The following is a 24,080-nucleotide window of genomic DNA, read 5'->3' as shown; positions in this document are numbered from 1 at the left end:
TGGAGCAGATTTATGCGAAAGAGCCGTTTCACCGAGGCTCAGATTATTGGGATGATCAAGGAACAGAAGGGCGGTCTTCCTACATCCGAGATTTGCCGCAAGCACGGCCTCAGCCCTGCAAGTATTTATAAGTTCAAGGTCAAATATGGTGGCATGGAGGTTTCCGAGGCGGCCCGGCTCAAAGCTTTGGAAGACGAGAACGCCAAGCTCAAGCGGCTACTGGCTGACACGATGCTCGACAATGTCGTGCTGAAGGACCTCCTGGGAAACAATTGACGACATTGAACAAGCGGCGAGATGCCGCGCTGCGTGCGATGCGGGATCACGACATCTCGCAACGCCGCGGCCGCTTCTGGCCGATTGAGCGGGTTCCCGACCCGCCCGTCGGCGAAGCTCAGCGTCGTTTGGCTTCGGCGTGAAGCCTTGCGGGCCGCACTGAACGACGATGGCAATCAGCGGGCCGTCAGCCGCTTTCGCCTTCCACCAACGTCATCGGCCATATCCGGCGGTTGACGATATCGGGGTATAAGTCGCAATAGGCGGGCATTGAGCCAAGCAGGGTTTCCGCAAGGGCAATGCCGAGATCGCGCAGCGACAGGTCGAATGAGGTCAGGCTCGGGGACAGGAAATTCGTCTGCGGGCTGTGCCGGCCGATGATAGCGAGGTCTCTGCCGGGCTTCAGGCCGACCTCCGAGAGCCCCCGGTAAAGACCCATGACAATCGCCTCGTTGACGAGCACGATGGCCGTCGGCGGCTCCTCGCATGCCTTGATGTCGCGCGCGATCTGATAGCCGCCATCCTCGTTTGGCGGCCCCTTGAAAATATAGGCGTCGGGCAGGGGCAGGCCATGATGGGCCAGCGTCTCGCGGATCCGGTCGACGAAGATATAGGCGAGGTTGTAATCGCCGTGCGGCCAGATGATGCCGATGCGCCGATGTCCGTTTGCGACGAGGCGGTTGATCGCCGTCTCGGCCATGCCCTCGAAATCGAGGTCGATCCAGGGCTGGCCGACATCGGTCAGGCTCCGTCCGAGCGGGATGAAGGGGATCTTGCGGCGCGCCTGAGAACGGCGGTGCAAAAGTCTGCCACGGAAGCGGCGGAATAATTCGTCCGCGGGCGGAGTAAAATCCGGCCACCTATCTTCCTTCTGCATTGAGTGCAGGAGGGACAGAGGATTTACACCGTGGAACTTTATCTGAGGGTTCGCCTGGCTGTCTCGGAAGGGATGAGCCGGCGTCAGGCTGCAAAGCATTTCAACATATCGCGCGACAGCGTGGCCAAGATGGTGGCCTATTCGACGCCGCCTGGTTATCAGCGGCAATCACCGATCCGGCGGCCGAAGCTGGATGCGTTTGTCTCGACTATCGAGCATTGGCTTGATGAGGATCTGAAGGTGCCGCGCAAGCAACGCCATACGGCCAAGCGGGTGTTCGACCGTCTGCGTGACGAGTGCGGGTTCACCGGCGGCTACACGATCATCAAGGATTATATCCGGGAGCGGGATCAGCGTCGCCAGGAAGTGTTTGTGCCTCTGTCGCATCCGGCCGGCCACGCGCAGGCCGATTTCGGCGAGGCGACGGTGGTGATTGGCGGCGTCGAGCAGAAGGCGCGCTTCTTCGTGCTCGATCTTCCGCATAGTGATGCTTGCTATGTCCGGGCCTATCCGGCGGCGGTGGCCGAGGCCTGGGTCGATGGCCACATCCATGCGTTTGCCTTCTTCGAGGCCGTGCCGCAATCGATCGTCTATGACAACGACCGTTGCTTGGTGGCAAAGATCCTGCCCGACGGCACACGCAAGCGGGCGACGTTGTTCAGCGGCTTCCTGTCTCATTACCTGATCCGGGATCGCTATGGCCGTCCGGGGAAGGGCAACGACACGGATGAGATCGAATAGCCCCTTCGACAGAAATTGTGGTATTTTCTTCAGGCCCACGGGCGACCACGTGGTGAACGGTCGGGCATGAGGTTCAAGCCCTGCGGCGGCAGCCAGATCATCGTTGCTCCTCATTTGTGGCGTCCGTGGGTTTTGAGCGGGCCCCTCGTCGTCGCCATCCGTCGGTCATTCGCCGATATGCGCCTTCGGCCTGCTGAGCGCGGTTGCGCTCCTCCCGGCGACGTTGCGTGATGTTGTAGTCGTAGCCGGCACCCTTCTGGCCGCGTCTCGGCGGATGTCCGGCGCGCAGTTCGAGGTCACGAAGTTTCTTGGCATGTAGCGAGGGGCGAACCCAGCTGTAGTCTTCACCTTTGGTCAGCAGGTGCCAGATGATCACTGCCAGCTTACGGGCAACCGCCACTGCGGCAATGTGATTGCCGCGTTTGCTCCGCACGCGCTCGTAGAAGGCACGCAACGGCCCTGGACTTCGCACGGTCTGCCAGGCCGCTTCGACAAGTAGATGGCGGGCATTTGCGCGTCCGCGTTTGGTGATCCGACCATGATGGGCGGGGCCATCACCAGATTGATGGACGCTTGGATTGAGACCGATATAGGCAACCAGCTTGTCGGGGTTGTCAAAACGTTCGATTTTGCCGATCGCCGCCATCAGTCCGACAGCAACCACCATGTCGATGCCCGGGATCGTCATCAATCGTGTCACGTTCGGATCGGACAAGGCGGCGCGTGCAATGTCACGTTCCACTCCCTTGAGTGCATCGGACTGACGGTCGTATTCCTCGACGTGCCGTTCGATGGCCTCCCGCTCGTCGTCCGGTAGATACTGGGCCCGCAGCCAGATCCGACCCTTGCCGCCGAAGAGATCGGCAAATGGGCAGGGTGGAATCAGGTTCGCGTGCAGGATCGACTGGACGATCGATTTTAGACGGGTCCGTTGCCGGACAAGTTGCGTGCGGCGCGTCACCTGACGTCGGCGAGCCAAGGTTGCCGCGTCCGGAATCCAGACCTCCGGCAAGAAGCCGGCGGCGTAGAGTTGCGCCAGGACGCGCGCGTCGATCGCGTCAGTCTTGATCTTCGCCTTGGCGATCAGATGGACCTGCAACGGATTTGCCACGGCCACCCTTGCCACGCGCGGAGCGAGAATCTCCACAACTGCGGTCGCATTGCCGGTCGCTTCCACCACGACATGATCCGACGGCAGAAGTGTTCTGGCAAAGTCTTCCAGATGCTCCCGCGTCATGCCGATCCGGCCAAGTCGCTTGGTTTCTCCATCTTCAAGGGCCACCGCTTCGGCGAAGACGCGGTGGATATCCATGCCGATGATGCGCATATCTACCTCTTTTGCTATGTCATCCCTTTTCTCAGGAGCTGGCGGGCTACACGGCAACTACGGATCCGCGCTCGCAGCGCATTCGGGTAAGCCGCAGGGGCGACCATATAAAGGCTCGGGCTCGCAGCCCATGTCTTTCGCTCGGCCTGCCCGCACTCGCGTGCTCCCGACGCCCCACATCCCGAATGGTCTCACCATAGCGCCTGCCACCGAAGTGCGACAAAGATATCGAGGCGTCAGCGTGATCATGCCAGATAAGGGGAATGTCGAAGGTCTTGTCGGCTATGCCCGACGTAACTTCATGGTGCCGATCCCGCAGTTTCCGACGTGGGATGCCTTTAACGCCTTTCTGGAAGAGCAATGCCGCAAGCGTCAGCGCGACAAGCTGCGCGGCGAGAGCGAGACGATCGGCGAGCGGCTTCAGCGCGATCTGGCTGCCATGCGCCCCTTGCCGGCATCGCCCTTCGACGCCTGCGACCAGGCCAGCGCCATTGTGACGGCTCAGTCGCTGGTGCGCTACAAGACGAACGACTATTCCGTGCCGGTTGCCTACGGCCACCAGGATGTTTGGGTTCGGGGCTATGTCAATGAGGTGGTGATCGGCTGCCGCGGCGAGATCATTGCTCGTCATCCCAGAAGCTGGGAACGGGAAGATGTCATCTTCGATCCCGTTCATTACCTGCCGCTGATCGAGCAGAAGATCAATTCTCTGGATCAGGCAGCTCCGTTGCAGGGCTGGGATCTGCCGGACGAGTTCGCGACGCTGCGCCGGCTGATGGAAGGCCGCATGGCCAAGCATGGCCGGCGGGAATACGTGCAGGTGCTCCGTCTTCTGGAGAGCTTCGACTTTGCGGACCTGCATGCGGCGGTGAAGCAGGCGATCCAGCTCGGCGCGATCGGCTTTGATGCAGTCAAGCATCTGATCCTGTGCCGGGTCGAGCGCCGGCCACCGCGACTGGACCTGTCGATCTATCCCTACCTGCCGAGGGCGACGGTCGAGAAGACCTCGGCGAAAGCCTACATGCGCCTTTTGTCGTCTGATGCGGGAGAAGCGGCATGAGCACAGAAGCACCAGAGATCCTGCTCGCACACTATCTCAAGACCCTGAAGCTGCCGACCTTCCAGCGCGAGCACCAGAAGCTGGCTCGGCTGTGTGCCACCGAAAGCATTGATCATGTCGGTTTCCTGTTCCGGCTTGCCGAGCGGGAGATGATCGAACGGGACCGCCGCAAGGTCGAACGTCGGATCAAGGCGGCCAAATTCCCCGTCGTCAAAAGCCTCGACAGCTTCGACTTCGCCGCCATCCCCAAGCTCAACAGGATGCAGGTGCTGGAACTGGCCCGCTGCGAATGGATAGAGCGGCGCGAGAATGTCATTGCTCTTGGTCCCAGCGGCACTGGCAAGACGCACATAGCGCTCGCCCTTGGCCTGGCCGCCTGCCAGAAGGGCCTGACCGTCGGCTTCACCACAGCAGCGGCCATGGTCAGCGAGATGATGGAGGCCCGTGACGAACGGCGCCTCTTGCGTTTCCAGAAGCAGATGGCCGCCTACAAGCTGCTGATCATCGACGAACTCGGCTTCGTGCCGTTGTCAAAGACCGGCGCGGAGCTGCTGTTCGAGTTGATCTCGCAACGTTATGAGCGGGGCGCCACCCTGATCACCAGCAATCTGCCCTTTGACGAATGGACGGAAACCCTGGGATCGGAGCGGCTCACCGGCGCTCTGCTCGACCGTGTCACCCATCACGTCAACATTCTCGAAATGAACGGCGACAGCTACCGTCTCGCCCAAAGCCGCGCCCGAAAGGCCGACTGAAACCCTTCAGAAAGTCGCAACGCAGGCATGAGACCCCCGCTCGGCTACGCCCTCCCGCGGGTCTCATGTCTGCGTCCAAAGTGGCCGACTTTTGCTCCGCCCCGTGGCCGGTTTTTACGCAGCCGTTGACAGAGGAAGGCACCTTCCAGTTCCTGCCATGGGCGCAGATGGGTGGTGCTACCTATGACAACATCAATACCGAAGGCGCGGTAGAAGCGCTGGCGACGTGGAAAGAGATCATGGACGAGAAGCTCGCTTCTCCCGATACCCTGACCAACAGCCAGTGGAACGCGACGGCGACATTCAACGCCGGCAATGCCGCGATGGCCATTTCCGGTCCGTGGGAAATCGACCGCATGCTTGCGGACGCCGATTTCGACTGGGGCGTGGCGCTGCTGCCCGTTCCGGAAGAAGGCGCCGAGCGGTCTTCGGCCATGGGTGACTATAACTGGGCAATCTTCTCCAGTACCAAGCATCCCGAGGAAGCCTTCGAGGTGCTGGAATATTTCGTCTCTCAGGACGATACGATGTTCGAGAATTATGGCCAGATCCCGGCCCGTTCCGACATCGCGATCCCGCCGACGGGCAATGCCCTGAAGGATGCCGCCCTGGCGACCTTCGTCGAGCAGCTGAAATATGCCCAGCCGCGCGGTCCGCACCCGCAATGGCCGAAGATCTCCAAGGCGATCCAGGACGCCATCCAGGCCACGCTGACGGGACAGATGGATCCTCAGGCTGCGCTGGATCAGGCCGCCGAGAAGATCTCGTCCGTTCCTGACCGGTAATCTTTGTCTGCCCGGCGGCCCTGGTCCTTGTGATGAGCCGCCGGCCCCTTCCCTCCCGGAGAAATCATCCGCGCCGCTCCGGCGGCCGGATGGTTTTGCGGGCAACGCCGGAGGAGATATGAAACGCTTCCTTTCCAGCCTGACCGATGGTCGTGGCTTCGACATCACGCTGGTGGCCGTGCCGCTCGCCTTCCTGTTCCTGCTGTCCGGACTGCCGCTGCTCTACAATGTGCTGATGAGCTTTCAGGAAGTCGACATGTTCAGCATGGGGCAGATCATGCGGCCATTTGTCGGATTCCGGAATTATGTCGATCTGTTTCGTCAGCCGGAAACGCTTGGAATCCTGCTCAATACGGCGATCTTCGTTGTTGCCTCCATCGCCGGTCAATTCATCCTGGGCTTCGGACTTGCCCTGTTCTTCAGCACGCATTTCCCGGGCGCTTCGTGGCTGCGCGGGCTGTTTCTGGTATCCTGGGTGATGCCCGGCCTGGTGGTGGGGGCGATCTGGAACTGGATCCTGTCGGGGGATTACGGCGTCCTGAATTTTCTTCTGACGGCGACCGGCATTACGGACGGCAATATCTATTGGCGCTCGGACCCGTCATACTCGCTCTGGGCGGTCATACTCGCCAACATATGGCTGGGAACATCCTTCAACATGATCCTCCTTTCTGTCGGATTGTCCTCGATCCCGCGCGATCTCTACGAGGCGTCCGAGCTTGACGGCGCCAATATCTTCCAGCGTTTCTGGACCATCACCCTGCCGATGATGCGCTCGACCATCGGAGCCGTTGTCTCGCTCGGCCTGATTTTCACCCTGCAGCAGTTCGATCTTTTTGCCGCCATCACGGACGGTGGACCCAACAACTCCTCCAATGTCGCCCAGTACTGGGCCTGGGACCTGTCGTTCCGCCAGTATGACTTTGCCAAGGGGGCAACCGTTTCGGTCATCATGATCGTGTTCGTGATGTTCGCGTCTCTGGTCTATGTCCGCTCCACACGCCATGAGGTGAGAGGATGAGCGATACGTCACGCAACCGGCTGATGCTCTTCGTCGCCATCATACTGGCAGTCATCTACCTTTTTCCCCTGTTCTGGATGTATGTCACCAGCCTGAAGACCGGTTCGGCGATGTTCGCGACGCCACCGCGCCTGCTGCCGTCCGATCCACAGTGGTCGACCTATGGCGAAGTCTGGCAGAGCCGCAACATGGCGCGCTACCTTTGGAACTCGCTGGTGATTGCCACCGGCTCGGTTGCCCTGATCTCGGTGCTTGGCGTGGGCTGCGCCTATGTACTCGCCCGCTATCGCAGCGGCTGGGTCGACGCCGGCCTGTTTCTTATCCTGCTGTTGCAGGTGCTTCCAGCCTCGCTGATGATCACGCCGATCTTCGTCGGGTTCTCGCAGGTCGGCCTGCTCGACTTCCCGCGCTTCGCCGTGATCCTTGCGATTGCGGCAAAGAGCATGCCGTTCTTCGTCGTCCTCGTCCGCGCAACCTTCATGAGCGTGCCGATCGAGCTAGAGGAGGCGGCGATGGTCGACGGAAACTCCCGGATCGGCGCGTTTTTCAGGATCGTCCTGCCGCTGGCGCGCAATGGCATTCTCGTGAGCGGCATCCTGATCTTCATGCAGGCCTTCGGCGAGTTCGTCTATTCGAAGTCGATGATCCAGGCAGCGGAGCTTCAGCCCGCCAGCGTCGGGCTCAACAGCTTCATGGGCCCGAACACCACCGAGTGGAACAAGATCATGGCCTATTCGACGATCTATGTAACGCCAATCCTCGCCATTTTCGTTCTTCTGCAACGCCGTATTGTGTCCGGCCTCACCTCTGGAGCCCTCAAATGACCTATCACATCCAGTTCGAAGGCGTGAATAAGCATTATGGCGCCTATCACGCCCTGAAAAACATTGAACTCGGCATCCCCAAGGGCACTTTCGTCGCCCTGGTCGGCCCGTCCGGATGCGGCAAGTCGACCCTGCTTCGCTCGCTTGCCGGACTTGAAAAGATCACGAGCGGAAACCTGACCATTGCCGGCGAAACCATGAACAACGTGCCGCCGCGCAAGCGTGATCTGGCCATGGTGTTCCAGTCCTACGCCCTTTATCCGCATATGACGGTCGAGGAAAACCTGACCTACAGCCTGCGTATTCGCGGTATTTCCAGGGCCGAGGCGAAGAAGGCCGCCGAAGAGGTTGCGACGACGACCGGGCTGTCGGAGCTTCTCGGCCGCTATCCGCGCGAATTGTCGGGCGGGCAGCGCCAGCGCGTGGCGATGAGCCGGGCGATCATCCGCCATCCCAAGGCCTTCCTGTTCGATGAGCCGCTCTCCAATCTAGATGCCGCGCTCAGGGTCCAGATGCGCAAGGAAATCCGCGCGCTGCACGACAGGCTGGGCGCGACATCGGTTTATGTGACGCACGACCAGATCGAGGCGATGACCATGGCCGATCATGTGGTCGTCATGCGCGCCGGTATCATCGAGCAGCAGGGCGCGCCGCTTGAGCTGTACGACCGGCCGGTCAACAGGTTCGTTGCAGGTTTCATCGGCTCGCCGGCGATGAATTTCATTGCCGCCATGGTCGGGCCGGGCGGGAAATCGCTGGCGCTTGCCCTCGGCGGTTCCCAGACGATCGCCGTCGATACCGGTCTGCCCGAGGGCCAGTCCGTCACGGTCGGCCTTCGACCGGAGCATCTTCGGATCGTTCCAGCCGGTGAGGCGATGCTGACCTTCCCCGTGGCCACCGTCGAGAGCACCGGCTCCAACACCTATCTCGCCGCTGATGGCGCGGAGGACTTCACCCTTGTCCTGAATGGTCGCACCGATGTGCAGCCGGGCGACAGCGTCGGCGTTGCCTTCGATCTCTGCCAGCTTCACGTCTTCGACGCAAAGACGGAAATACGGCTGCCGCTCTCTGGCGGCTGACCGTTTTTAAGAACCGAACCGCCTCACGAGATGGCTTGGGGCGCAATGCTCCAAGGTGATGGCTTGAGCCGGCAGTCATCGCCACTGTCCCGTCTCAGCACACATCAACACATCAATGGTCTCTATAAAGCTGAGGTCATTAACCGACGTGGCCCTTGGCGAAACTTCGAGGCAGTCGAATTTGCCACGCTCGAATGGGTGGATTGGTTCAACAACCGCCGTCTGCTCGAGCCAATCGGGAATATGCCACCGGCAGAAGCAGAGGCACACTTCTACGCAGCTCTGGAAACTGAAGTCCAAGCCGCGTAACTATTGAAACCAAGCCTCCGGTAAACTCGGAGCGGTTCGTTCGCGGACGGCGCGGGAACCGAGCTGCGGAATACGGATTCGCGGCAGTTCTTCTTCACTTTCCTCCAGGCCCAGCGTGAGGACGCGATTGGAGTATTCGTCAGACAAGGGCCGGACGGCAGACTGCGCGCGACCGGATATCCTGCCCAGCATTCAGGAGACCGCGCTCGATCAGCCTGCCATCTCTATTGAACGGAACCGGATTGACGAAATCGAGATAGGTGCCGGGCTCGATCAGCGCGATGAACATCTCTGCGGAAGACGGATCCCTGATGACCGCCTCCACCTTGGCGACGGCGAAATAGCCGCGCGTGTCGCGCACCTTGCTCGGTTCGTAATAGACGAGCCAGTCATCGACACACGCCTCCACCCGCGCTCGATACTGTGCCGGGAACTGATAGCGCTCGGCCGGACTGTCATCATAGATCGAATCCGAACGGTGGATCAAAACGCCGTAGGTCGTGATTGACGTTAGCAGAGAGCCTGCCTTCGAGAAACGTGTAATCGTTCACATTTCTAAGCGTGTAAAATTTGTTTTTCTTACTATATGCGCCTAAAGATAGAATGAAGGAAACAAACTTGGCCCTCCAACGTACAGCCTATTTATGCTACACAAAGTGCTACGCATTCTGCAACTCATCATTCACTTATCTTATTGAATATAAATGATATGTTATCATTCTTAATTTTTTAAGAAGGACTCTCTGTCCGCCATTCCCCGATTTCAAGGTTATGATTTTATTAATTGTTTTCTTTCCAGGGTTGGTTGGCTTTCCGTTGATCTATAGAAAATCGCTCGCGCGAAGCCCTCGCGCTTTGCCGCCGGCTTCTTGCCATTGATCGATCAGGTGTCATTGTCTATATAATAGCTATTATATAGAGAGGCGGCCGCTATGCAGAGTGTCAAGATTACAACGGTTGGCGCATCGTCCGGCGTCATCCTCACCAAGGAAATAATGGCCCATCTGAAGGTCAAGAAGGGTGATACCCTCTATCTGACGGAAACAGCGGATGGCGGCTATCGCCTGACGCCCTATAATCCGGAGTTCGTCCGCCAGATGGAACTCGCCGATGAAATCATGCATGACGACCGCGAGGTATTGCGCGCGCTGGCCAAATGACGGGTGCCGCAATGAAGAACTGGCGATGGGTGGAACCGGCTGTCATATATGCGGTTCACGACAGGCAATTGTCGGAACATGGCGGCTCCGAGGGCATCCGAAACGCTGACGGGATAGAAAGCGCCTTGGCCCGTCCGCAGAATGTGGCTGCATATGGCACCCCGGACGCGTCAGACCTTGCCGCGGCCTATGCCTTCGGTCTCGCCAAGAACCATGGTTTCATGGATGGCAACAAGCGCACGGCCTGGATCGCGGCGCGTCTTTTCCTTGCCGATAACGGATACCGGCTTCGCTTCCAGCCCGTCGATGCGGTTCAATTGATGGAAGGCGTGGCTGGCGGCGCGATTGGGGAAGACGAACTCGCGCGCTGGTTCAGGGAGCGGCTGGTCGAAGCCTGACGGGAAATCAGGTTATTGCCGGACTTCGGGCGATGCAAATTACGCCGCGCGCAGCAAGGGCTTCGTAATGTTCTTCGATAAGGGCTGTTGTCGAAGGGATGGCAGAAGGCCTGCTGTCGTCCTAGAGTGACCTTGTTGCCGATCCGCTTCACGACCTTGCTACAGATGATAGTTCCTAACGAGTTGATGTTCGCGAAAACCCAGGAGGCTAGCAATGCATTACACGATGGATAAGACGATCTCTGGCATGCCGTTTAATCTGGTTGTCGAAAGAACCCGGGAGGCGCTTGCGCGGCACGGCTTTGGCGTCCTGACAGAAATCGACGTCGCCAGCACCATGAAGAAGAAGCTCGATGTTGACGTTGCCGATTACCTTATTCTGGGAGCCTGCAACCCGAAAATGGCTCATCAGGCCATGCAGATCGAGCCGAAGGTCGGGGCCATGCTTCCCTGCAACGTCATTGTTCGTTCCCTGGGAGATGGCGAGGTGATGATCAGTGCGGTAGATCCAGTCGCCTCGATGCAGGCAATCGACAACGACCGTCTGAAGGACGTCGCTGGAACAGTGCGCTCTATGCTTCACGATGCTGTCGCGGATGTCCAGACGTGAACCGGGCCTAGGGGCTGCCTGACTTTGCCTCCGCACCCGCGGCGCGTTCATATTGGCCGCATCGGGACTGCAGGCTCGTATCCAGCCGATCCTGCCCTGGTCGTGCCTTGCCTTCCAAGACCGCCCGCACCATCGCGATGCCGTGCATCGGGATGGTGCGGGCGGTCTGCGATAAAGTGTCGAACGCTGCGGTTGCTTCACGACCTCACACGGTCGTTCCTGCGTGTGCGCCGATGCGCGGAAGATCAGCGATGCCACTGTGACCGCCTGCCGGATTTCTGTCGCTGACATTCGCATCCTGCTTCGGTGACGTTGGGCCAGAAAATACGATCGCGGTGACGGCATTTGGATCGAGATCAAGCGGACCGCCGCAGATAGCGGTAGAGTGCAATGGCCTAATCTGGAACATCATGGTGTCCTTGGGGCCGGGGGAGACGCAATGAAGCTTCATATCCGAGAGATACTCCGCCGCAAGCACTCCCGGATATTGATCGGATTTGCCGCAACGGGCCTTGTCGCGGGTGGCCTTCTGTCCTGGAGCGAAAATCCGGGTGAAGCTGGTTGGGTCTGGTCTGCGGCCACAGTTCCCGTCCTGCTCGCTCTGTTCGTTCAGATCGCCGTCTCCCTTCGTAGAGGCGATATCGGTCTCGATATCGTAGCAGCACTGTCGATGTCCGCCGCCTTGGCGTTCGGAGAGCCGCTGGCGGCGAATGTCGTGGCGATGATGTATGCGGGCGGGCAGCTTCTTGAGGACTTCGCGCAGGGTCGCGCCAAGAAGGAGATGACGGCGCTGATGGGCCGCGTGGCGCAGACTGCCATGCGCTACAATGGCGACGTGCTGCAACAGGTGCCGATCGCTGATATCAAAGCGGGGGATCGGCTTCTCATTCGTCAGGGCGACGTTCTGCCCGTCGATGGTCGCGTGGCAACCGATGTCGCCGTGCTCGACCTCTCGGCGCTGACAGGCGAATCTCTTCCACAGAACATCATGAAAGGCGGCGAAGCGCTGAGCGGCGCGGCCTCCGCCGGAGCCGCATTCGAGCTTGTCGCAATCCGCCCGGCTGCCGAGAGCACCTATGCGGGCATCGTGCGCCTCGTTGAGGCCGCTCAATCGAGCAAGGCGCCGATGGTGCGCATGGCTGACCGCTATGCGATCGGCTTTCTTGCGCTGACGGTCACAATCGCCGCCGTCACCTGGCTCGTGACACAAGATACCATCCGCGTTCTCTCCGTGCTCGTCGTCGCCACGCCCTGTCCGCTCATCCTCGCCGTTCCTGTCGCGCTGATTTCGGGCATGTCGCGCACGGCCCGGATGGGGGTTCTTGTCAAGGGCGGTGGCGTGCTGGAGGCGCTGTCGCAGGTCCAGACCGTGATTCTCGACAAAACCGGGACCGTGACCCATGGGCAGGCAACAATCACCGAGATCAGGACGCGCGCCGGATTTGCAGAGGCGGATATCCTGAAGGCCGCAGCCAGTCTCGACCAGGCATCAGGCCATGTCGTTGCCACGGCGCTGATCAAGGCCGCCCAGTCCAAAGGCCTTGCCCTATCTGCACCGGTGCAGGTGGTGGAAACGCCCGGGACCGGGATCGAGGGCATTGTGGATGGCCGAAAGGTCGCCGTCGGCGGCAACAGCTTTGTGGCAGAACGGAGCGGCAATGTACGGGCAGACGATCTGCTGCAGGACATCGACCCGGCCGCCATGACGGTGGCGGTTGGCATTGACGGCAACGTGGCCGGCATCATCGTGCTGCAGGACCAGGTCCGCCTTGATGCAAAACCGATGCTGGACGCGTTGCGGCGCGCGGGCGTGAAACGGCTGGTGCTGGCCTCGGGCGACCGAAGCGATATCGCCGAAAAAGTCGGCAAGCAACTCGGCTTCGATCTCGTGCTCGGGGATCTCTCGCCGGATGCCAAGGTTGCTGCCGTGCGCAGCGAGGTCGCCAACGGCCCTGTCATGATGGTGGGCGACGGCGTCAATGACGCGCCGGCGCTTGCTGCGGCCGATGTCGGCGTTGCCATGGGCGCTCACGGAACGGCTTCATCGTCGGAAGCGGCGGGGATCGTGCTGCTGGTGGACGAACTGGCACCGCTGGTGAGGGCCATGGCGGTTGCGCGCCGCAGCCGGATGATCGCGGCGCAAAGTGTTGTCGCGGGCCTTGGACTGTCGGTTGCCGCCATGGGCTTTGCCAGCCTCGGCTTCCTGCCCCCTGTTCAGGGTGCCCTGACGCAGGAGGCAATCGACGTCGCGGTTATCCTGAACGCCCTAAGGGCACTGCGATGAACAAGCGATGCTCAAGGCACATCGCGCTGAGATCGCCTGAACAGGATGGCATCTTGTCAGGGCTGGTGATCAGGGATTTCAAGAGCACGAATGCCCTTTCTCATTCGCGGAAACGTCTTTCCAAAACCTGCCTTGGGTTTTCGCAGACATTGCTGACCTTTAAGATCAGGCCTCCGAGGGCACCGGGGATGAAACCCGACAGCGCCGGGGCCTCTTCGAGAGGAAAAGGCGGCTGGGTTCGCAGTGACAATTACCTGTCTAGCCGAGAAGAAGACGGATCATGCCGCTCTTTATCTCGGAAAGATCCGCCTTTCCTTCACCCGAACGATCAAAGAATGAGTTGTCTTTCAGGATGCTGCGAAAGGTACGCGACAGCAGGCGGGCATCCACCGTTTTTTCTATCGTTCCCTCCTGCTGCCCTCTGTTGATCAGGTCGGCCAGTCGTCCTGTCAGCCTGCTTTCCGCAGCGAGAACGTCGTCATGATCAAAGAACGCCAGAGCGCCGGAAAATGACGGCTCGCCGTCCGGGCCGAATTGGTTGTCGATCGCCCATTCGATCATTGCCCGCGAGGCCTCCCCTGGCGGCATCGCTGCTGCAAATGTCTCAAGCTTCGAAAGGGCTGTTTCCAGACCTGACACGATCACCTTGATTGCCAACGCCTCCTTGCTGGCGAAGTGGCTGTAGAAGGTCGGCTTCGAGATGCCCACAACGCCAATGATGTCATCGATGGTGGTGCGCTCATAACCTTTTGTCGCCAACAGTTGTCCTCCTGCCGTGACAAGAGCCGTCTCGCGTTGACGCAATTGCTGTTGCTTGAACGATGGTTTTTTCGGCGCCGCGCGCTCGCTTGAAGTTTGCAAAACATACACCTTGAAAAAAACTTACTGGCAGTAAGATATATATACTGACGGTAAGAGAAATTCAATGTTCCCGCCGCTCGGTTCAGTCGTCGGCCATCCCGGCCACGTCGTTATAGGGAGTCTGGACATGACATCTCAACGGTTCTGGAATTCACTTCTCCTCTCTGGCCTGATCGTCATCGGCGCGGCGGGCTTTTCTCATGCTGCTTCGCTGTCGAATGCGCCCGCGCCCGCTCCTCTGTCGGCCCCGGCCGGGGTCGGTCCTCTGCTTGATGCCGTCAAGGACCTGCCGATCAAGGCGGACTACGATGTCAATTCATGGTTCGTCACCGGACATTTCACCGCCGAAGGGCATACGATCAGCTGCCTCTACCATGTCATGGTCATGAAGACGCCTGACGGCCAGCGCGTCATTCAATCGGTGGCTTCCATCACCGACGAGACGACCGGTTGGTATAGCGCCGGGGACATGTTGCTGCCGTATACCGGCGAAGGCGAAACGGCGGACGGTATCAATTACAGCCTTCCCAATGGCGCGATGCACATAACGCCCGATGGTATCGAGGCCAAGGCCACGCTCAAGAATGGTTCGCTGGACCTGCAGATGACGCCAGTCAGCCCGACCCTTTATAACGGCGGCACGGGTATCTTCCCGCTGCTGGGCATGACGATCCACGAATACTCCGTCCCCGTGATGAAGACGACCGGCTCCATCACGATGGACGGCAAGACATACAAGATCGACGGCAACGGCTGGTTCGATCGCCAGTGGCAGGATAATGCGCCGGCGGGTTCTCAGGATGCGACGTGGAGCTGGATGGGCTTGCGCCTCGACAATGGCGACTCGATCAGCCTCTGGTCGGCCTTTGATGGCGCGATCGGCAAGGACCGGTCCTGGGCAACGGTGCTTCATCCCGATGGTTCCCAGACCGTCGCAGCCGTGGAACCAAGCCTCGGAGCGGCTGATGAGTGGACCAGCGAAGAAAGCGGCAATACCTATCCGACGCGCTGGTCGGTCAGCATTCCCGCTCTCGATGTTCAGCTCGACGTCCTTCCCGCGCCGCGGCATCAGGAAATCATCTCCGTCGCCCCCTACCTGACCAAATATGAAGGGGCAAGCACTGTCACCGGCTCCTATGGGGGCGAGCCGATCACGGGTTACGGCTACGTCGAACTCGTCGGCGTCTGGAAATAGGCGTGCTGACCCGGCACAGGCACTGAAGCTTGCGCCGGGTCGTCTTGTTCGCCACGCCGCATCATTCCGCCATCTGCCCTCCCTCGGTCTGGGACGGCTTCAGGTCGATCCTTCGTAGTCGACGTGAGCCATCATGCCGCTTGCCATGTGGTACAGGTGATGACAGTGGAACGGCCAGCGTCCGGGATTATCGGCGGTGAACACGATATCGACTGTCGCCATCGGCGGCACATAGACTGTGTCGCGAACCGCTCCGTCCGTTGCGATGCCATTGATGCCCACGACCTGAAAGTGATGGCCGTGCAGATGCATCGGGTGCCCCATCATCGACATGTTGGTCATCGCAAGCCGAACGCGGTCGCCGCGGCGTACGCGCATCTCCTCCGCACTATCGATCCGCCAGTCGTAGCCGGACATGCTGCCGGACAATACGAGGTCGTAGCTCTGGCTTAAGGGGCCGCCCCCGAGGGCGGACAGAGCGCGGAGCCCGGTTTCCAGTTTGAGATCCAGCACCGGCCCGTCTTCCGCGCCGAGGCCGGAAACCCGGGCAATGGCTGCGCCGCGCGTCGCCAGGACGATGCCGGTCCGCTCGCGCGCGCCCTCGCGAAGGGCGAGAACAGGAAAGGCGCCGCCTGTCCCTGGGATGTCGAGCATGATATCGAGGCGCTGTCCCATCGATACGCCGAACCGTTTGCCGGAAAGGGGCTCTACTGGCTGCCCGTCCACGGCCATCAGGCGACCGGGGAGAATGCCGGTGTCGATGGTGAAATTGGTGGCGGTAGCGCCATTGATGATGCGCAACCGCACCCGACAACCCTTTTCGACGGAAAATACCTCAGGATCGTCCAGCGTCCGGTCATTGGCCAGATAGGCATCATACACGATATCGTTCAGGTCCATGGCAGGCATCGCCATGCCGGACATCTCGTGCCCATGCATCATCATGGCGTGCCCGCCCGTCATCCCGCCATGGCCGCCGCCTTTCGTCAGGCCGGCGAGCAACTCCTCGGGGGAGCGGAACGAGAAGTCGTGGAGCAGGACGACGACCTCCTGGACATCGGCGCTTCTGTCTTCTTCCGAAAGGATGATCAGCGGCGCTGCCAGCAGGGTCTGTTCCTGCAGCGTATGGGCGTGCATCCAGTGCGTGCCGCTGTTGCGCAGGGGGAAATAGTAGCTTCGTTCTTCTCCCGGGGCGATCATCGGCGCCGGATTGCCGGGAACCCCGTCCATGTCCCATGGCGGGGTCAGGCCATGCCAGTGAACGAGCGTCGCTTCACGGCTGCTGTTGACGAGCCGGACATCGAAAGGATGTTCCGCATCGAGCGTGAGGCCCGGCTTTCCGTTGGGCCCGACAAGGCCATAGACTGTCGCGGGCCTTCCATTCACTTCGATCGTGCGGTTGGTGATCTCCAGCTTGGCGGGAGGTTGCTGTGCGTGTGAGGAACTGGCCAGGGCGAAAGGCAGGCCGGGTCCGAAGGCTGCCGCGCCAAGTGCGAGCCTCTGCATGAATTGTCGGCGATACATGATCGTTCTCCCGAAGACCGGTCAATGGACCGGATGATGTCACATGAAGGATGGCAGGTGCCGACATGTGCGGCGCCCGGGTTCATGCGACGGTGCGGGGAGGCTCGAAGGCGGGAGAAACAGGGTGGCCTTTCAGGGACGCGGAAAGATCGATGAAGACCAGCGCTCCGGGAATGGGCGCCGCAGCCCCTGATGGCTGTGCGGGCGTGACGCCGGTCTGCAGGCTGCAGTCTGCCAGGCAACAGGCCTTTGCGCCGGGCGTGCCATCCGTGTGGTCCATGCCATGATGCACCGCGGCGTCGGAAGACGGCGCATGGTGGATTGCGACCTGGGGTGATGTTGCGCAAAGAGCGGCGGCACTGCTGACGGTGGGCAAAAGCATGCCGAGCATGATGGCCGTGACAATGCACACCATCTTCATCGCCGTCCGCATTTGCCGCATGGCCGCCATGTTCAATCCATTTTCACATGTCACATCAGGCGTTCTTATGCGCCCTGGTGACGAGGAGACAGTGCGGGCCGATCATGGCCGATCTTTGGCCTTGCCCTCTTATCATCCCGCATTTTCCGAGCCACAAAACCTCCGACAGTTCGGCTCGATCGTCAACCGCTCGCCGGTGGTGATCGGGATTTCGACCGATGGCGCGGCCCCCATTCTGGGCCAGGCGATCCGCCGGCGGGTCGAGACACTGCTCCCGCGCGCGCTTTCCGAATGGGCCCAGCTTGCGGCTCGGCTCAGGGCCCTGGTGGGGGCGCTGCTGGAACCCGGCACGCGCCGCCGCACCTTCTGGGAAGGATTTGTCGACCGTTCCTTCGCCGCCTCCGTAGGACCGGGACACGATGCCGAAGCGGCGATGATCGCCGATCCGGCGACGACGACGATGTTCTACATGGGCGGCCGCACCGCCGGCGACATCGCCGCCCGCCTGATCGCCGAGGGCCTGCCGGCCGAAACCCCGGTCCTGATCGCCGCCAACATCAGCCGCCCCGACGAACGCCACTGGCGCGGGCCGCTTGCAGAGCTTTCAGAGGGGATGCAGGAAATCGGCTACGACAAGCCGGTGTTGTTCGGGGTGGGTGGCGTTTTCGGCGCACTCGTCGCAGAGGAGCGCTCTGTCGCTTCAGAATTAGATTTGAGCCCTGTCACGACGGTGATCGCGAGCAAGGCATCCGCGTATTTCGGGATGCGGAGTGCGGCGGCCCATTGAATCGATGATGTCCTTCATCGTTGAACTTGACCGGCCTGACAGGAGCTAGCCGATCTGCAGACCGTGTCCGGATGGCCCGGCCCTCGGCTACATTTCCAAGCGCATGGACACTAAGCCGCTTCAATTCCTTTCTTGGCAAGAGGAAATGGCATTCCGTCGCGACCGCCAACATGGGGGAAGGTGGGTGAGGGAAGCCTGCCACACGAAAAAGGCCATCGAAGGCAGATGCCTCCCATGGCCTTGATTGTCTGCCTGCTGCCGGGTCAGTCGCTGCCGTTCTGGTAGTCCAGCGAGTAGGCCTGGGTATAATCGAAGCCGGGCTCGAACGTGCCGATCTCCACCAGAAGGTCGTATTGTGCCTTCCAGCGGGCGTTTGTCATTGCACCGTAACCATAGGCTTCGGTGTCCTCGTTTTCGAGGAAGCCATATTGCTTCATCGTGTCATAGGCGTATTGCAGCAAACCGCGAGAGTTCTCAGGGGCGATCTCCTCGATGTAGTCGAAGGTTTTGGTCGGGTCCTCGAGATAGTCGAGCCAGCCCTTGCGGGAGGCGTCCACGAGGCACTTCACCACCTCCGGCTTTTCATCGATCAGATCCTGAGAAACGGTCAGCAGCCCGGAATAGGGCGCATATCCGGTGTCACGCAGGAACATGTGCTTGATTTTAACGTCCGGCGCTTCTTGCTTCATGACATAGGGGCCGTTCGTGACGAAGTCTTGCGTGGCGCTTTCGGGATTTGCGAGGAAGGGCGCGAACTGCCCGGTAAAGCTGCGCAGCTGGTCGTCGGTATAGCCATATTTCAGCTTGAGATAGGGCCAGTATGTGTTGCGGTTGCCGGAAGACAGGAAGATCGGATGGCCGACGAGGTCTTCGAAACTGTCGATGCCGCTGTCTTCGTGCACGTCAATCGTCGTCGGCGTGTTCTGGAAGGAGGCGAACACGGCGCGCGCCGGGAACCCTGCCTGAATCATCCGCATGACGCCGTCATTCTGCGACGTCAGCGCTGCGTCCACGGCGTTGGACACAAGAAGGCGCGTCACATCGATACCCGCACCGCCCTGGCGAACTTCCATGTCGATGCCGCATTCGGCATAATAGCCGTTGATGGAGGCATTCCAGAAGCCGCCTTGTTCGGCCTGTGCGCGCCATCCCATGATCATGGTCATCGGATAGTTTTCTGCCGCTGCAGAGGTTGCGAGAGCGGAGGCGATAACGGCCCCGCCAACCAGCGCCTTATAGAGGGAAGTGCGTTTCACGTATGCGTCCTTTCCTGATCCTGTTCGAAGGTTAGAAAGCGTTCATTGATCATCTGCTTCGGCCAGACCCGGGAGCAGGTTCTGCCCGGAGGTTTGGCTGGAATTCTGTCAAAAGCTATCCGGCCACCAGCGCTGGCCGGCAATCAAGCGACCGGAATGTCGCGCCTTGCGGGTTCAAACCGACAATGCCGAGAAGGAAGGATAGTCGTTTTCGTTTCAGGCATATTTTAGAAGTCATTGCAGCATGTTCCCGGCTCTTTTGTTTTGCTGCATGTCGCCCGGTCGGATCGACATGCGTTGAATGAGCGCGAGATCAGCTAATCATCGAAATAATAGATACAAAAGCATCGTTTTTAGACTTAAGCGTTGCCTTTTTTGCAACCGCCCTGAAAAGCGACCATCGTCTTTTCATTCGGTGCGCGCTCCCGCACCGATGCCTGCAAGCACAAGCCCGGGTGGATACAACCGGCAGGCGCGCTGTTTTAGGACTTTGTCAAAATGTTCTGCAGGCCCTCGAAATACACATTCGCCAGCGCATTTGGATAGCGTTCCGAACGGACGACCATCAGCCTTTGCGAATGTTCGATCAATTCCTGCACAGGCACATATTTCAGCGTGTCGTTCTGCAATTCACGTTCGACATCGAACTTGGTCAGAAACGTGATCCCTTCGCTTCCGATCGCCATCGAGCGCATGATCTCGATCGAATTGGTTTCCATCATCACCTGCGGATGACCGCGCAATTGTGCGATTGCCCTGTCGAGATAGGGCCGGATCACCAAGGTCTCATCTGCGAGAATGAGCGGAAAATCGAGGCACTCGCTCAGCCGCACGCTCGATCTTTGCGACAGCGGGTGCGATGCGCTCATGATCGCGCCCAATTGCGCCAGCGCTGTGCTCATGACCCGCATGCCGAAGCGTTCCGGAAAATCGAAGCCGATCCCGAAATCGGCGTCGCCCGAGGCAACGCTATCAAGGATCGCCTCATCCGTCGGAAGCAGCTTGACCTTCAGTTCGGCCCGCGGATTGGCCTTGCGGAATGCGATCAGGCTGCGCGGAACGATGTTGCCCGCCAGTCCGCTCATGATCGCGAGTGATACCGAGCCGCGCCGAAGTCCCTTGAGATCTTCGATCTGCGCGCGCGTGCGGGATTCCTCGCGCAATGTCTGACGGACATGAACCAGCAACAATTCCCCGGCCGAGGTCAGCGTCAGGTCCCTGGAGCCCCTGTTGAAAACGGGTGTCCCGAGCTCGTCTTCGAGCGCCTTGATCTGCCGGCTGATCGCAGACGGAGCGACATGGAGCTTTTCCGAGGCGGCACGAATGGAACCCGACCGGACGACTTCGTTCAGATACCGGATAACACGTGCATGCATTTTCGAGTGTTGCCTTTTATGAAACGGTGAACTCTATAAAAGGTGCTTTTATTTCATGCGTCAACCTTCATTATGAAGGGCGCCAGCGTGGAATCTGCCACGCCACTATCCGCAGGAGCAGCAAGCATGAAGAGCACGTTTTCCTTCGAAACACTTCGGAAGGCGGAAGTTTTCCGAATTTCTCCGGCTGACACCAATTACTTCGCAATCCTGTTCGATCCTGCGAACTCTTCGACCAATTCCATCTTCGTGATCGAAATATTCACCGTTGGCGGCGCGACGCCACCCAACAGTCATTCCGCCGCGCATGAGTTCTTCTATGTGCTTCATGGTGAAGGAGAGGCCTTCTCCGATGGCGAGGGCATGAAGATCAAGAAGGGCGATGCTCTGCTGCTGGAGCCAGGGTCCGAGCACATCGTTAAAAACACTGGCGGCTCCAAGCTCTACACGCTCACGGTGATGGTGCCGGACCAGGAATTCTCGAACCTGATCCGCTCGGGTGAAAAGATCGCGCTGGATGAAGAAGACATCGCCGTTCTGACGGGTGCCGCCTGATGATGAACGGGAATTTCAAACCCGATCTGCTGTCTCTTGGTAGCTTCGGGCAGACCGCGTGGCAGGTGAATGGCGAACATGTCAATCTGGCGCGTGAGCGCAACATTGCCAGACCGGTTACCCTCAAGGATCGCGACCTCAAGGTTACGCTCGATCTGGGCCGGACGGCGATCATCGTCGTCGATATGCAGAATGACTTCTGTCATCCCGATGGCTGGCTGGCGCATATCGGCGTCGACGTGACCCCATGCCGTGCGCCGATTGCGCCGCTTGTGGAATTGCTGCCCACGCTGCGCGCAGCCGGCGTGCCGGTGATCTGGCTCAACTGGGGCAATCGCGCCGATCGCGCCAATCTGCCGCCCTCGGTGCTGCATGTCTATGATCCGGATGGCCGGTCGACCGGCATAGGAAAGCCCTTGCCCGGGCACGGTGCGCATGTGCTCGAGGAAGGCAGCTGGTCGGCGAAGGTGGTTGATGAACTGACACCCGAAGACGGGGATATCGCGGTCTCGAAATACCGCATGACCGGCTTTACCGATACCGAACTCGAAGCAATCCTGCGCAATCTCGATGTCTCCACACTGCTTTTTGCCGGCGTGAACGTGGATCAATGCGTGATGAACACCCTCACCGATGCGGTGGCCAGAGGGTTTGACGCCATCCTTCTTCAGGATTGCGCCGCGACGAGCTCTCCGGCTTATTGCCTTGAGGCGACCCTCTACAATGTCCGCCAATGCTACGGCTTCGTTTGCGATGGCACAGAACTGAAAGCCGCGCTGGAGGCAGAAAAGTGACCCGCGAGATCAACCTCGAACAGCCATTGTCCGAGCTTACAGCTGCCTGCGATGCCTATGAGGCTGCTCTGATGGACAATGATCTTGATGCGATGGACGCGCTGTTCTGGAACAGTGCGCAAACGTTGCGATACGGCGTCGGAGAGAACCTCTACGGCATCGATGAGATCCGCGCCTTTCGCAAGGGCCGCTCGGGCGGCTCCCCGCAGCGCAGCGTTCTGCGGCGCGAGATCGTAACCTATGGCGATGACATGGGGACGTGCAATCTCGAATTTCAACGCGATGGCAGCTCGGTGAAGGGGCGTCAGAGTCAGACATGGCTCAAGACCGCCGCCGGCTGGAAGGTCGTCGCGGCGCATGTCTCTCTCCTGGCTGATCGGAGCTGATCCATGTCTCTTGAAACCTTCCTCGCCGCAATCCCCGCAATCGACCAGACCACGGAGCCAGGGCGGGTCAAGGCGCGAAGCCGCGACTGGTACTTCATCAGCCCGCTTCTGACGAAAACGCTTGAGGGCAAGGTTGCCGAGGCAGTCGTGACCCCGGGGTCCGCGCTAGAGGTCGTTCAAGTCGCCGCCGCCGCATGGGCGCACGACATGCCGCTGACCCCGCGCGGCAGGGGAACCGCCAATTATGGCCAGAGCGTTCCGCTGAATGGCGGCGTCATGCTCGATCTGTCGAAGCTGACCGGCATTATCGAGATCAGGGAAGGTATTGTCCGGGCCTATGCCGGCACGACCATGGCCGATATCGAGCAGGCGGCAGCGGCAACCGGTCAGGAGTTGCGGATTTTTCCGTCGACCCGTAAACAGGCCACGATCGGCGGTTTCGTGACCGGCGGTACCGGCGGCGTTGGCTCGATTACCTACGGCGTTCTTCGCGATCCCGGAAACATCCGCGCCTGCAAGGTGGTGACGGTTGAAGAACATCCGCGCGAACTGGAACTCACCGGAAGCGAAACCCAGATCGTCCAGCACAGCTACGGCACGCTTGGCATCGTGACCGAGGTCGAGATGCCGCTTGTTCCGAAACGGAACTGGCAGGAATGTCTTGTTGCGCTGCCGGATTACCGCGCTGCTGTCGGGCTCGCCGTTCAGGTCGGCAGGGAACCGGGTCTTGAGAAGAAACTCTCCTCTGCCTACGAATGGCCGATCGGCAAATGGCTGCAGCCATTCGCGCCGTTCGTGCCGGAAGGGCATTCGATCGTCATTGCGATGATCGAAGCCGCGTCGATGCCGCTGTTTGCCGAGATGGTGGCAAAGGCAGGCGGGGCGATCGTCGCCGGCGGTTCGGAAGGCAAGGCCCCCTATGGACGCCCGATCTGGGAATTTGCCTTTGGCCACACCACCCTGCAGGCGCAGAAGACGAGGCCCGACATCACGGAAGTAGAGGGCTTTTTCAACGCGCCTGACCTGCCCGGCCTCATCGAGAAGGTGCATGCCAGGATCAGGAACACCGGTCCAATGCGCATGGAGATCCGGCGCTGGGGCGCCGATCTGGTGGGCTCGGGTTCAAGCTTCGTAACCTTTACGGATGAGGCTGCCGTCAACGAAGTCGTCGAAGCGATGCGATCATTGGGCCTCAAGGTTGCCAACCCGCACGCGTCGAATGTGCGCGGCGTCGGCAAGAAGGAGATTGGCCCGCGCGAGATCGCGTTCAAGCGCGCCGTCGATCCGAAGGGTTTGCTCAATCCCGGTCGGTTCGAGGCGGACGCGTCCAGGGATAGGGTCATCGATCGGCATCTTGCGACGGATGGCTGGCTTGCACATCAGGATCAATAACGTCAACAGGATGAAATCAGGTAGTCT

Annotated in this window: 20 protein-coding genes and 7 pseudogenes; 19 read left to right on the top strand and 8 right to left on the bottom strand. The window is 60.1% G+C overall.

The genetic code is table 11. The annotated features are described in order from the left end of the window. Positions 1–12 precede the first annotated feature (12 nt). A pseudogene (locus tag HPQ62_RS16405) lies at positions 13–344 on the top strand (transposase); the annotation flags it as partial. 119 nt (positions 345–463) lie between these two features. On the opposite strand, the pseudogene HPQ62_RS16400 reads toward HPQ62_RS16405, so the two are convergent. Continuing rightward, positions 464–1,060, bottom strand: a pseudogene (locus HPQ62_RS16400) (substrate-binding domain-containing protein); the annotation flags it as partial. A 123-nt stretch (positions 1,061–1,183) separates the two neighbouring features. Here HPQ62_RS16400 and istA point away from each other — a divergent pair. Continuing rightward, positions 1,184–1,891: pseudogene (gene istA, locus HPQ62_RS16395) on the top strand (IS21 family transposase); the annotation flags it as partial. A gap of 100 nt (positions 1,892–1,991) precedes the next feature. On the opposite strand, the gene HPQ62_RS16390 reads toward istA, so the two are convergent. Beyond that, positions 1,992–3,221, bottom strand: a complete 1,230-nt coding sequence (locus HPQ62_RS16390) for an IS110 family RNA-guided transposase (protein WP_194246364.1) — start codon at positions 3,219–3,221, stop codon at positions 1,992–1,994. A gap of 253 nt (positions 3,222–3,474) precedes the next feature. Between HPQ62_RS16390 and HPQ62_RS16385 the strand changes: the two are divergent. From HPQ62_RS16385 to HPQ62_RS16355, 7 genes and pseudogenes are all read left to right on the top strand, one after another. Next, a pseudogene (locus tag HPQ62_RS16385) lies at positions 3,475–4,281 on the top strand (Mu transposase domain-containing protein); the annotation flags it as partial. Beyond that, positions 4,278–5,036, top strand: coding sequence for an IS21-like element helper ATPase IstB (gene istB / locus HPQ62_RS16380; protein ID WP_174803641.1), 759 nt, complete (start codon positions 4,278–4,280; stop codon positions 5,034–5,036). The pseudogene HPQ62_RS16385 and the gene istB, both read left to right, overlap by 4 nt. 128 nt (positions 5,037–5,164) lie before the next feature. After that, positions 5,165–5,821, top strand: a pseudogene (locus HPQ62_RS16375) (sugar ABC transporter substrate-binding protein); the annotation flags it as partial. Positions 5,822–5,939: 118 nt separating this feature from the next. Next, positions 5,940–6,842, top strand: coding sequence for a carbohydrate ABC transporter permease (locus HPQ62_RS16370; protein WP_174803640.1), 903 nt, complete (start codon positions 5,940–5,942; stop codon positions 6,840–6,842). Further along, positions 6,839–7,666, top strand: coding sequence for a carbohydrate ABC transporter permease (locus tag HPQ62_RS16365; RefSeq protein WP_174803639.1), 828 nt, complete (start codon positions 6,839–6,841; stop codon positions 7,664–7,666). Before HPQ62_RS16370 ends, HPQ62_RS16365 begins: the two co-directional genes overlap by 4 nt. Then, on the top strand, positions 7,663–8,745 hold the full coding sequence (locus tag HPQ62_RS16360; RefSeq protein ID WP_174803638.1) for an ABC transporter ATP-binding protein: 1,083 nt from the start codon (positions 7,663–7,665) through the stop codon (positions 8,743–8,745). Before HPQ62_RS16365 ends, HPQ62_RS16360 begins: the two co-directional genes overlap by 4 nt. 111 nt (positions 8,746–8,856) lie before the next feature. Next, a pseudogene (locus HPQ62_RS16355) lies at positions 8,857–9,054 on the top strand (IS3 family transposase); the annotation flags it as partial. A gap of 36 nt (positions 9,055–9,090) precedes the next feature. On the opposite strand, the pseudogene HPQ62_RS16350 reads toward HPQ62_RS16355, so the two are convergent. Next, positions 9,091–9,559 (bottom strand): annotated as a pseudogene (locus HPQ62_RS16350) (hypothetical protein); the annotation flags it as partial. A 427-nt stretch (positions 9,560–9,986) separates the two neighbouring features. Between HPQ62_RS16350 and HPQ62_RS16345 the strand changes: the two are divergent. From HPQ62_RS16345 to HPQ62_RS16330, 4 genes are all read left to right on the top strand, one after another. After that, positions 9,987–10,214: an AbrB/MazE/SpoVT family DNA-binding domain-containing protein gene (locus tag HPQ62_RS16345; RefSeq protein WP_106308240.1), complete on the top strand. Its 228-nt coding sequence runs from the start codon at positions 9,987–9,989 to the stop codon at positions 10,212–10,214. Positions 10,215–10,225: 11 nt separating this feature from the next. Beyond that, the gene (locus HPQ62_RS16340) at positions 10,226–10,612 is read left to right on the top strand and encodes a type II toxin-antitoxin system death-on-curing family toxin (protein WP_174803636.1); all 387 of its coding nucleotides are present in this window, start codon (positions 10,226–10,228) and stop codon (positions 10,610–10,612) included. A 214-nt stretch (positions 10,613–10,826) separates the two neighbouring features. Then, complete coding sequence (locus HPQ62_RS16335; RefSeq protein ID WP_174803635.1) at positions 10,827–11,222, top strand: DUF302 domain-containing protein; 396 nt, start codon at positions 10,827–10,829, stop codon at positions 11,220–11,222. Between the two features lie 439 nt (positions 11,223–11,661). Continuing rightward, a complete protein-coding gene (locus HPQ62_RS16330) occupies positions 11,662–13,506 on the top strand; it encodes a heavy metal translocating P-type ATPase (protein ID WP_174803634.1) in 1,845 nt (614 codons plus the stop codon). Between the two features lie 258 nt (positions 13,507–13,764). Here the strand turns inward: HPQ62_RS16330 and HPQ62_RS16325 are convergent, their stop codons facing one another. Next, the gene (locus HPQ62_RS16325; RefSeq protein ID WP_174803633.1) at positions 13,765–14,367 is read right to left on the bottom strand and encodes a TetR/AcrR family transcriptional regulator; all 603 of its coding nucleotides are present in this window, start codon (positions 14,365–14,367) and stop codon (positions 13,765–13,767) included. Between the two features lie 64 nt (positions 14,368–14,431). Here HPQ62_RS16325 and HPQ62_RS16320 point away from each other — a divergent pair, with 64 nt between their 5' ends. Beyond that, on the top strand, positions 14,432–15,562 hold the full coding sequence (locus HPQ62_RS16320) for a lipocalin family protein (RefSeq protein ID WP_174803632.1): 1,131 nt from the start codon (positions 14,432–14,434) through the stop codon (positions 15,560–15,562). A gap of 99 nt (positions 15,563–15,661) precedes the next feature. Here the strand turns inward: HPQ62_RS16320 and HPQ62_RS16315 are convergent, their stop codons facing one another. Further along, positions 15,662–17,086, bottom strand: coding sequence for a multicopper oxidase family protein (locus HPQ62_RS16315; RefSeq protein ID WP_174803631.1), 1,425 nt, complete (start codon positions 17,084–17,086; stop codon positions 15,662–15,664). Positions 17,087–17,168: 82 nt separating this feature from the next. Continuing rightward, positions 17,169–17,501, bottom strand: a complete 333-nt coding sequence (locus HPQ62_RS16310; RefSeq protein ID WP_174803480.1) for a hypothetical protein — start codon at positions 17,499–17,501, stop codon at positions 17,169–17,171. A 127-nt stretch (positions 17,502–17,628) separates the two neighbouring features. On the opposite strand from HPQ62_RS16310, the gene HPQ62_RS16305 reads away from it, so the two are divergent. Next, on the top strand, positions 17,629–18,294 hold the full coding sequence (locus HPQ62_RS16305) for a precorrin-2 dehydrogenase/sirohydrochlorin ferrochelatase family protein (protein WP_425312639.1): 666 nt from the start codon (positions 17,629–17,631) through the stop codon (positions 18,292–18,294). Positions 18,295–18,557: 263 nt separating this feature from the next. Here the strand turns inward: HPQ62_RS16305 and HPQ62_RS16300 are convergent, their stop codons facing one another. Together HPQ62_RS16300 and HPQ62_RS16295 are read right to left on the bottom strand one after the other, a co-directional pair. Next, positions 18,558–19,550 carry an ABC transporter substrate-binding protein gene (locus tag HPQ62_RS16300; protein WP_174803629.1) on the bottom strand — a complete coding sequence of 331 codons (993 nt, stop codon included), beginning with the start codon at positions 19,548–19,550 and terminating at the stop codon, positions 18,558–18,560. A gap of 482 nt (positions 19,551–20,032) precedes the next feature. Beyond that, complete coding sequence (locus tag HPQ62_RS16295) at positions 20,033–20,926, bottom strand: LysR family transcriptional regulator (RefSeq protein WP_174803628.1); 894 nt, start codon at positions 20,924–20,926, stop codon at positions 20,033–20,035. A gap of 126 nt (positions 20,927–21,052) precedes the next feature. Between HPQ62_RS16295 and HPQ62_RS16290 the strand changes: the two genes are divergently transcribed. From HPQ62_RS16290 to HPQ62_RS16275, 4 genes are read left to right on the top strand one after another with little or no spacing between them, the layout of a single operon-like run. Further along, positions 21,053–21,481, top strand: coding sequence for a cupin domain-containing protein (locus HPQ62_RS16290; RefSeq protein ID WP_174803627.1), 429 nt, complete (start codon positions 21,053–21,055; stop codon positions 21,479–21,481). Next, entirely contained in the window at positions 21,481–22,275 is a 795-nt protein-coding gene (locus HPQ62_RS16285; RefSeq protein ID WP_244629738.1) for a cysteine hydrolase family protein, read from the top strand. Before HPQ62_RS16290 ends, HPQ62_RS16285 begins: the two co-directional genes overlap by 1 nt. Then, complete coding sequence (gene hpxZ, locus HPQ62_RS16280; protein ID WP_342343724.1) at positions 22,272–22,661, top strand: oxalurate catabolism protein HpxZ; 390 nt, start codon at positions 22,272–22,274, stop codon at positions 22,659–22,661. The genes HPQ62_RS16285 and hpxZ overlap by 4 nt, the downstream gene beginning before the upstream one ends. Before the next feature lie 3 nt (positions 22,662–22,664). Continuing rightward, positions 22,665–24,053 (top strand): FAD-binding oxidoreductase, encoded by a 1,389-nt coding sequence (locus HPQ62_RS16275; RefSeq protein WP_174803625.1) that lies wholly within the window; start codon positions 22,665–22,667, stop codon positions 24,051–24,053. Positions 24,054–24,080: the final 27 nt, after the last annotated feature.

The organism is Martelella limonii (assembly GCF_013344475.1).
Classification (GTDB): domain Bacteria; phylum Pseudomonadota; class Alphaproteobacteria; order Rhizobiales; family Rhizobiaceae; genus Martelella; species Martelella limonii.
This window is presented reverse-complemented; position numbering and strand designations above follow the sequence as displayed.

Excerpts from the sequence above, each read along its gene's own strand:
- HPQ62_RS16390 (WP_194246364.1), bottom strand. The coding sequence starts at position 3,221 with ATGCGCATCATCGGCATGGATATCCACCGCGTCTTCGCCGAAGCGGTG.
- istB (WP_174803641.1), top strand. The coding sequence starts at position 4,278 with ATGAGCACAGAAGCACCAGAGATCCTGCTCGCACACTATCTCAAGACC.
- HPQ62_RS16370 (WP_174803640.1), top strand. The coding sequence starts at position 5,940 with ATGAAACGCTTCCTTTCCAGCCTGACCGATGGTCGTGGCTTCGACATC.
- HPQ62_RS16365 (WP_174803639.1), top strand. The coding sequence starts at position 6,839 with ATGAGCGATACGTCACGCAACCGGCTGATGCTCTTCGTCGCCATCATA.
- HPQ62_RS16360 (WP_174803638.1), top strand. The coding sequence starts at position 7,663 with ATGACCTATCACATCCAGTTCGAAGGCGTGAATAAGCATTATGGCGCC.
- HPQ62_RS16345 (WP_106308240.1), top strand. The coding sequence starts at position 9,987 with ATGCAGAGTGTCAAGATTACAACGGTTGGCGCATCGTCCGGCGTCATC.
- HPQ62_RS16340 (WP_174803636.1), top strand. The coding sequence starts at position 10,226 with ATGAAGAACTGGCGATGGGTGGAACCGGCTGTCATATATGCGGTTCAC.
- HPQ62_RS16335 (WP_174803635.1), top strand. The coding sequence starts at position 10,827 with ATGCATTACACGATGGATAAGACGATCTCTGGCATGCCGTTTAATCTG.
- HPQ62_RS16330 (WP_174803634.1), top strand. The coding sequence starts at position 11,662 with ATGAAGCTTCATATCCGAGAGATACTCCGCCGCAAGCACTCCCGGATA.
- HPQ62_RS16320 (WP_174803632.1), top strand. The coding sequence starts at position 14,432 with ATGTTCCCGCCGCTCGGTTCAGTCGTCGGCCATCCCGGCCACGTCGTT.
- HPQ62_RS16315 (WP_174803631.1), bottom strand. The coding sequence starts at position 17,086 with ATGTATCGCCGACAATTCATGCAGAGGCTCGCACTTGGCGCGGCAGCC.
- HPQ62_RS16310 (WP_174803480.1), bottom strand. The coding sequence starts at position 17,501 with ATGGTGTGCATTGTCACGGCCATCATGCTCGGCATGCTTTTGCCCACC.
- HPQ62_RS16295 (WP_174803628.1), bottom strand. The coding sequence starts at position 20,926 with ATGCATGCACGTGTTATCCGGTATCTGAACGAAGTCGTCCGGTCGGGT.
- HPQ62_RS16290 (WP_174803627.1), top strand. The coding sequence starts at position 21,053 with ATGAAGAGCACGTTTTCCTTCGAAACACTTCGGAAGGCGGAAGTTTTC.
- HPQ62_RS16285 (WP_244629738.1), top strand. The coding sequence starts at position 21,481 with ATGATGAACGGGAATTTCAAACCCGATCTGCTGTCTCTTGGTAGCTTC.
- HPQ62_RS16275 (WP_174803625.1), top strand. The coding sequence starts at position 22,665 with ATGTCTCTTGAAACCTTCCTCGCCGCAATCCCCGCAATCGACCAGACC.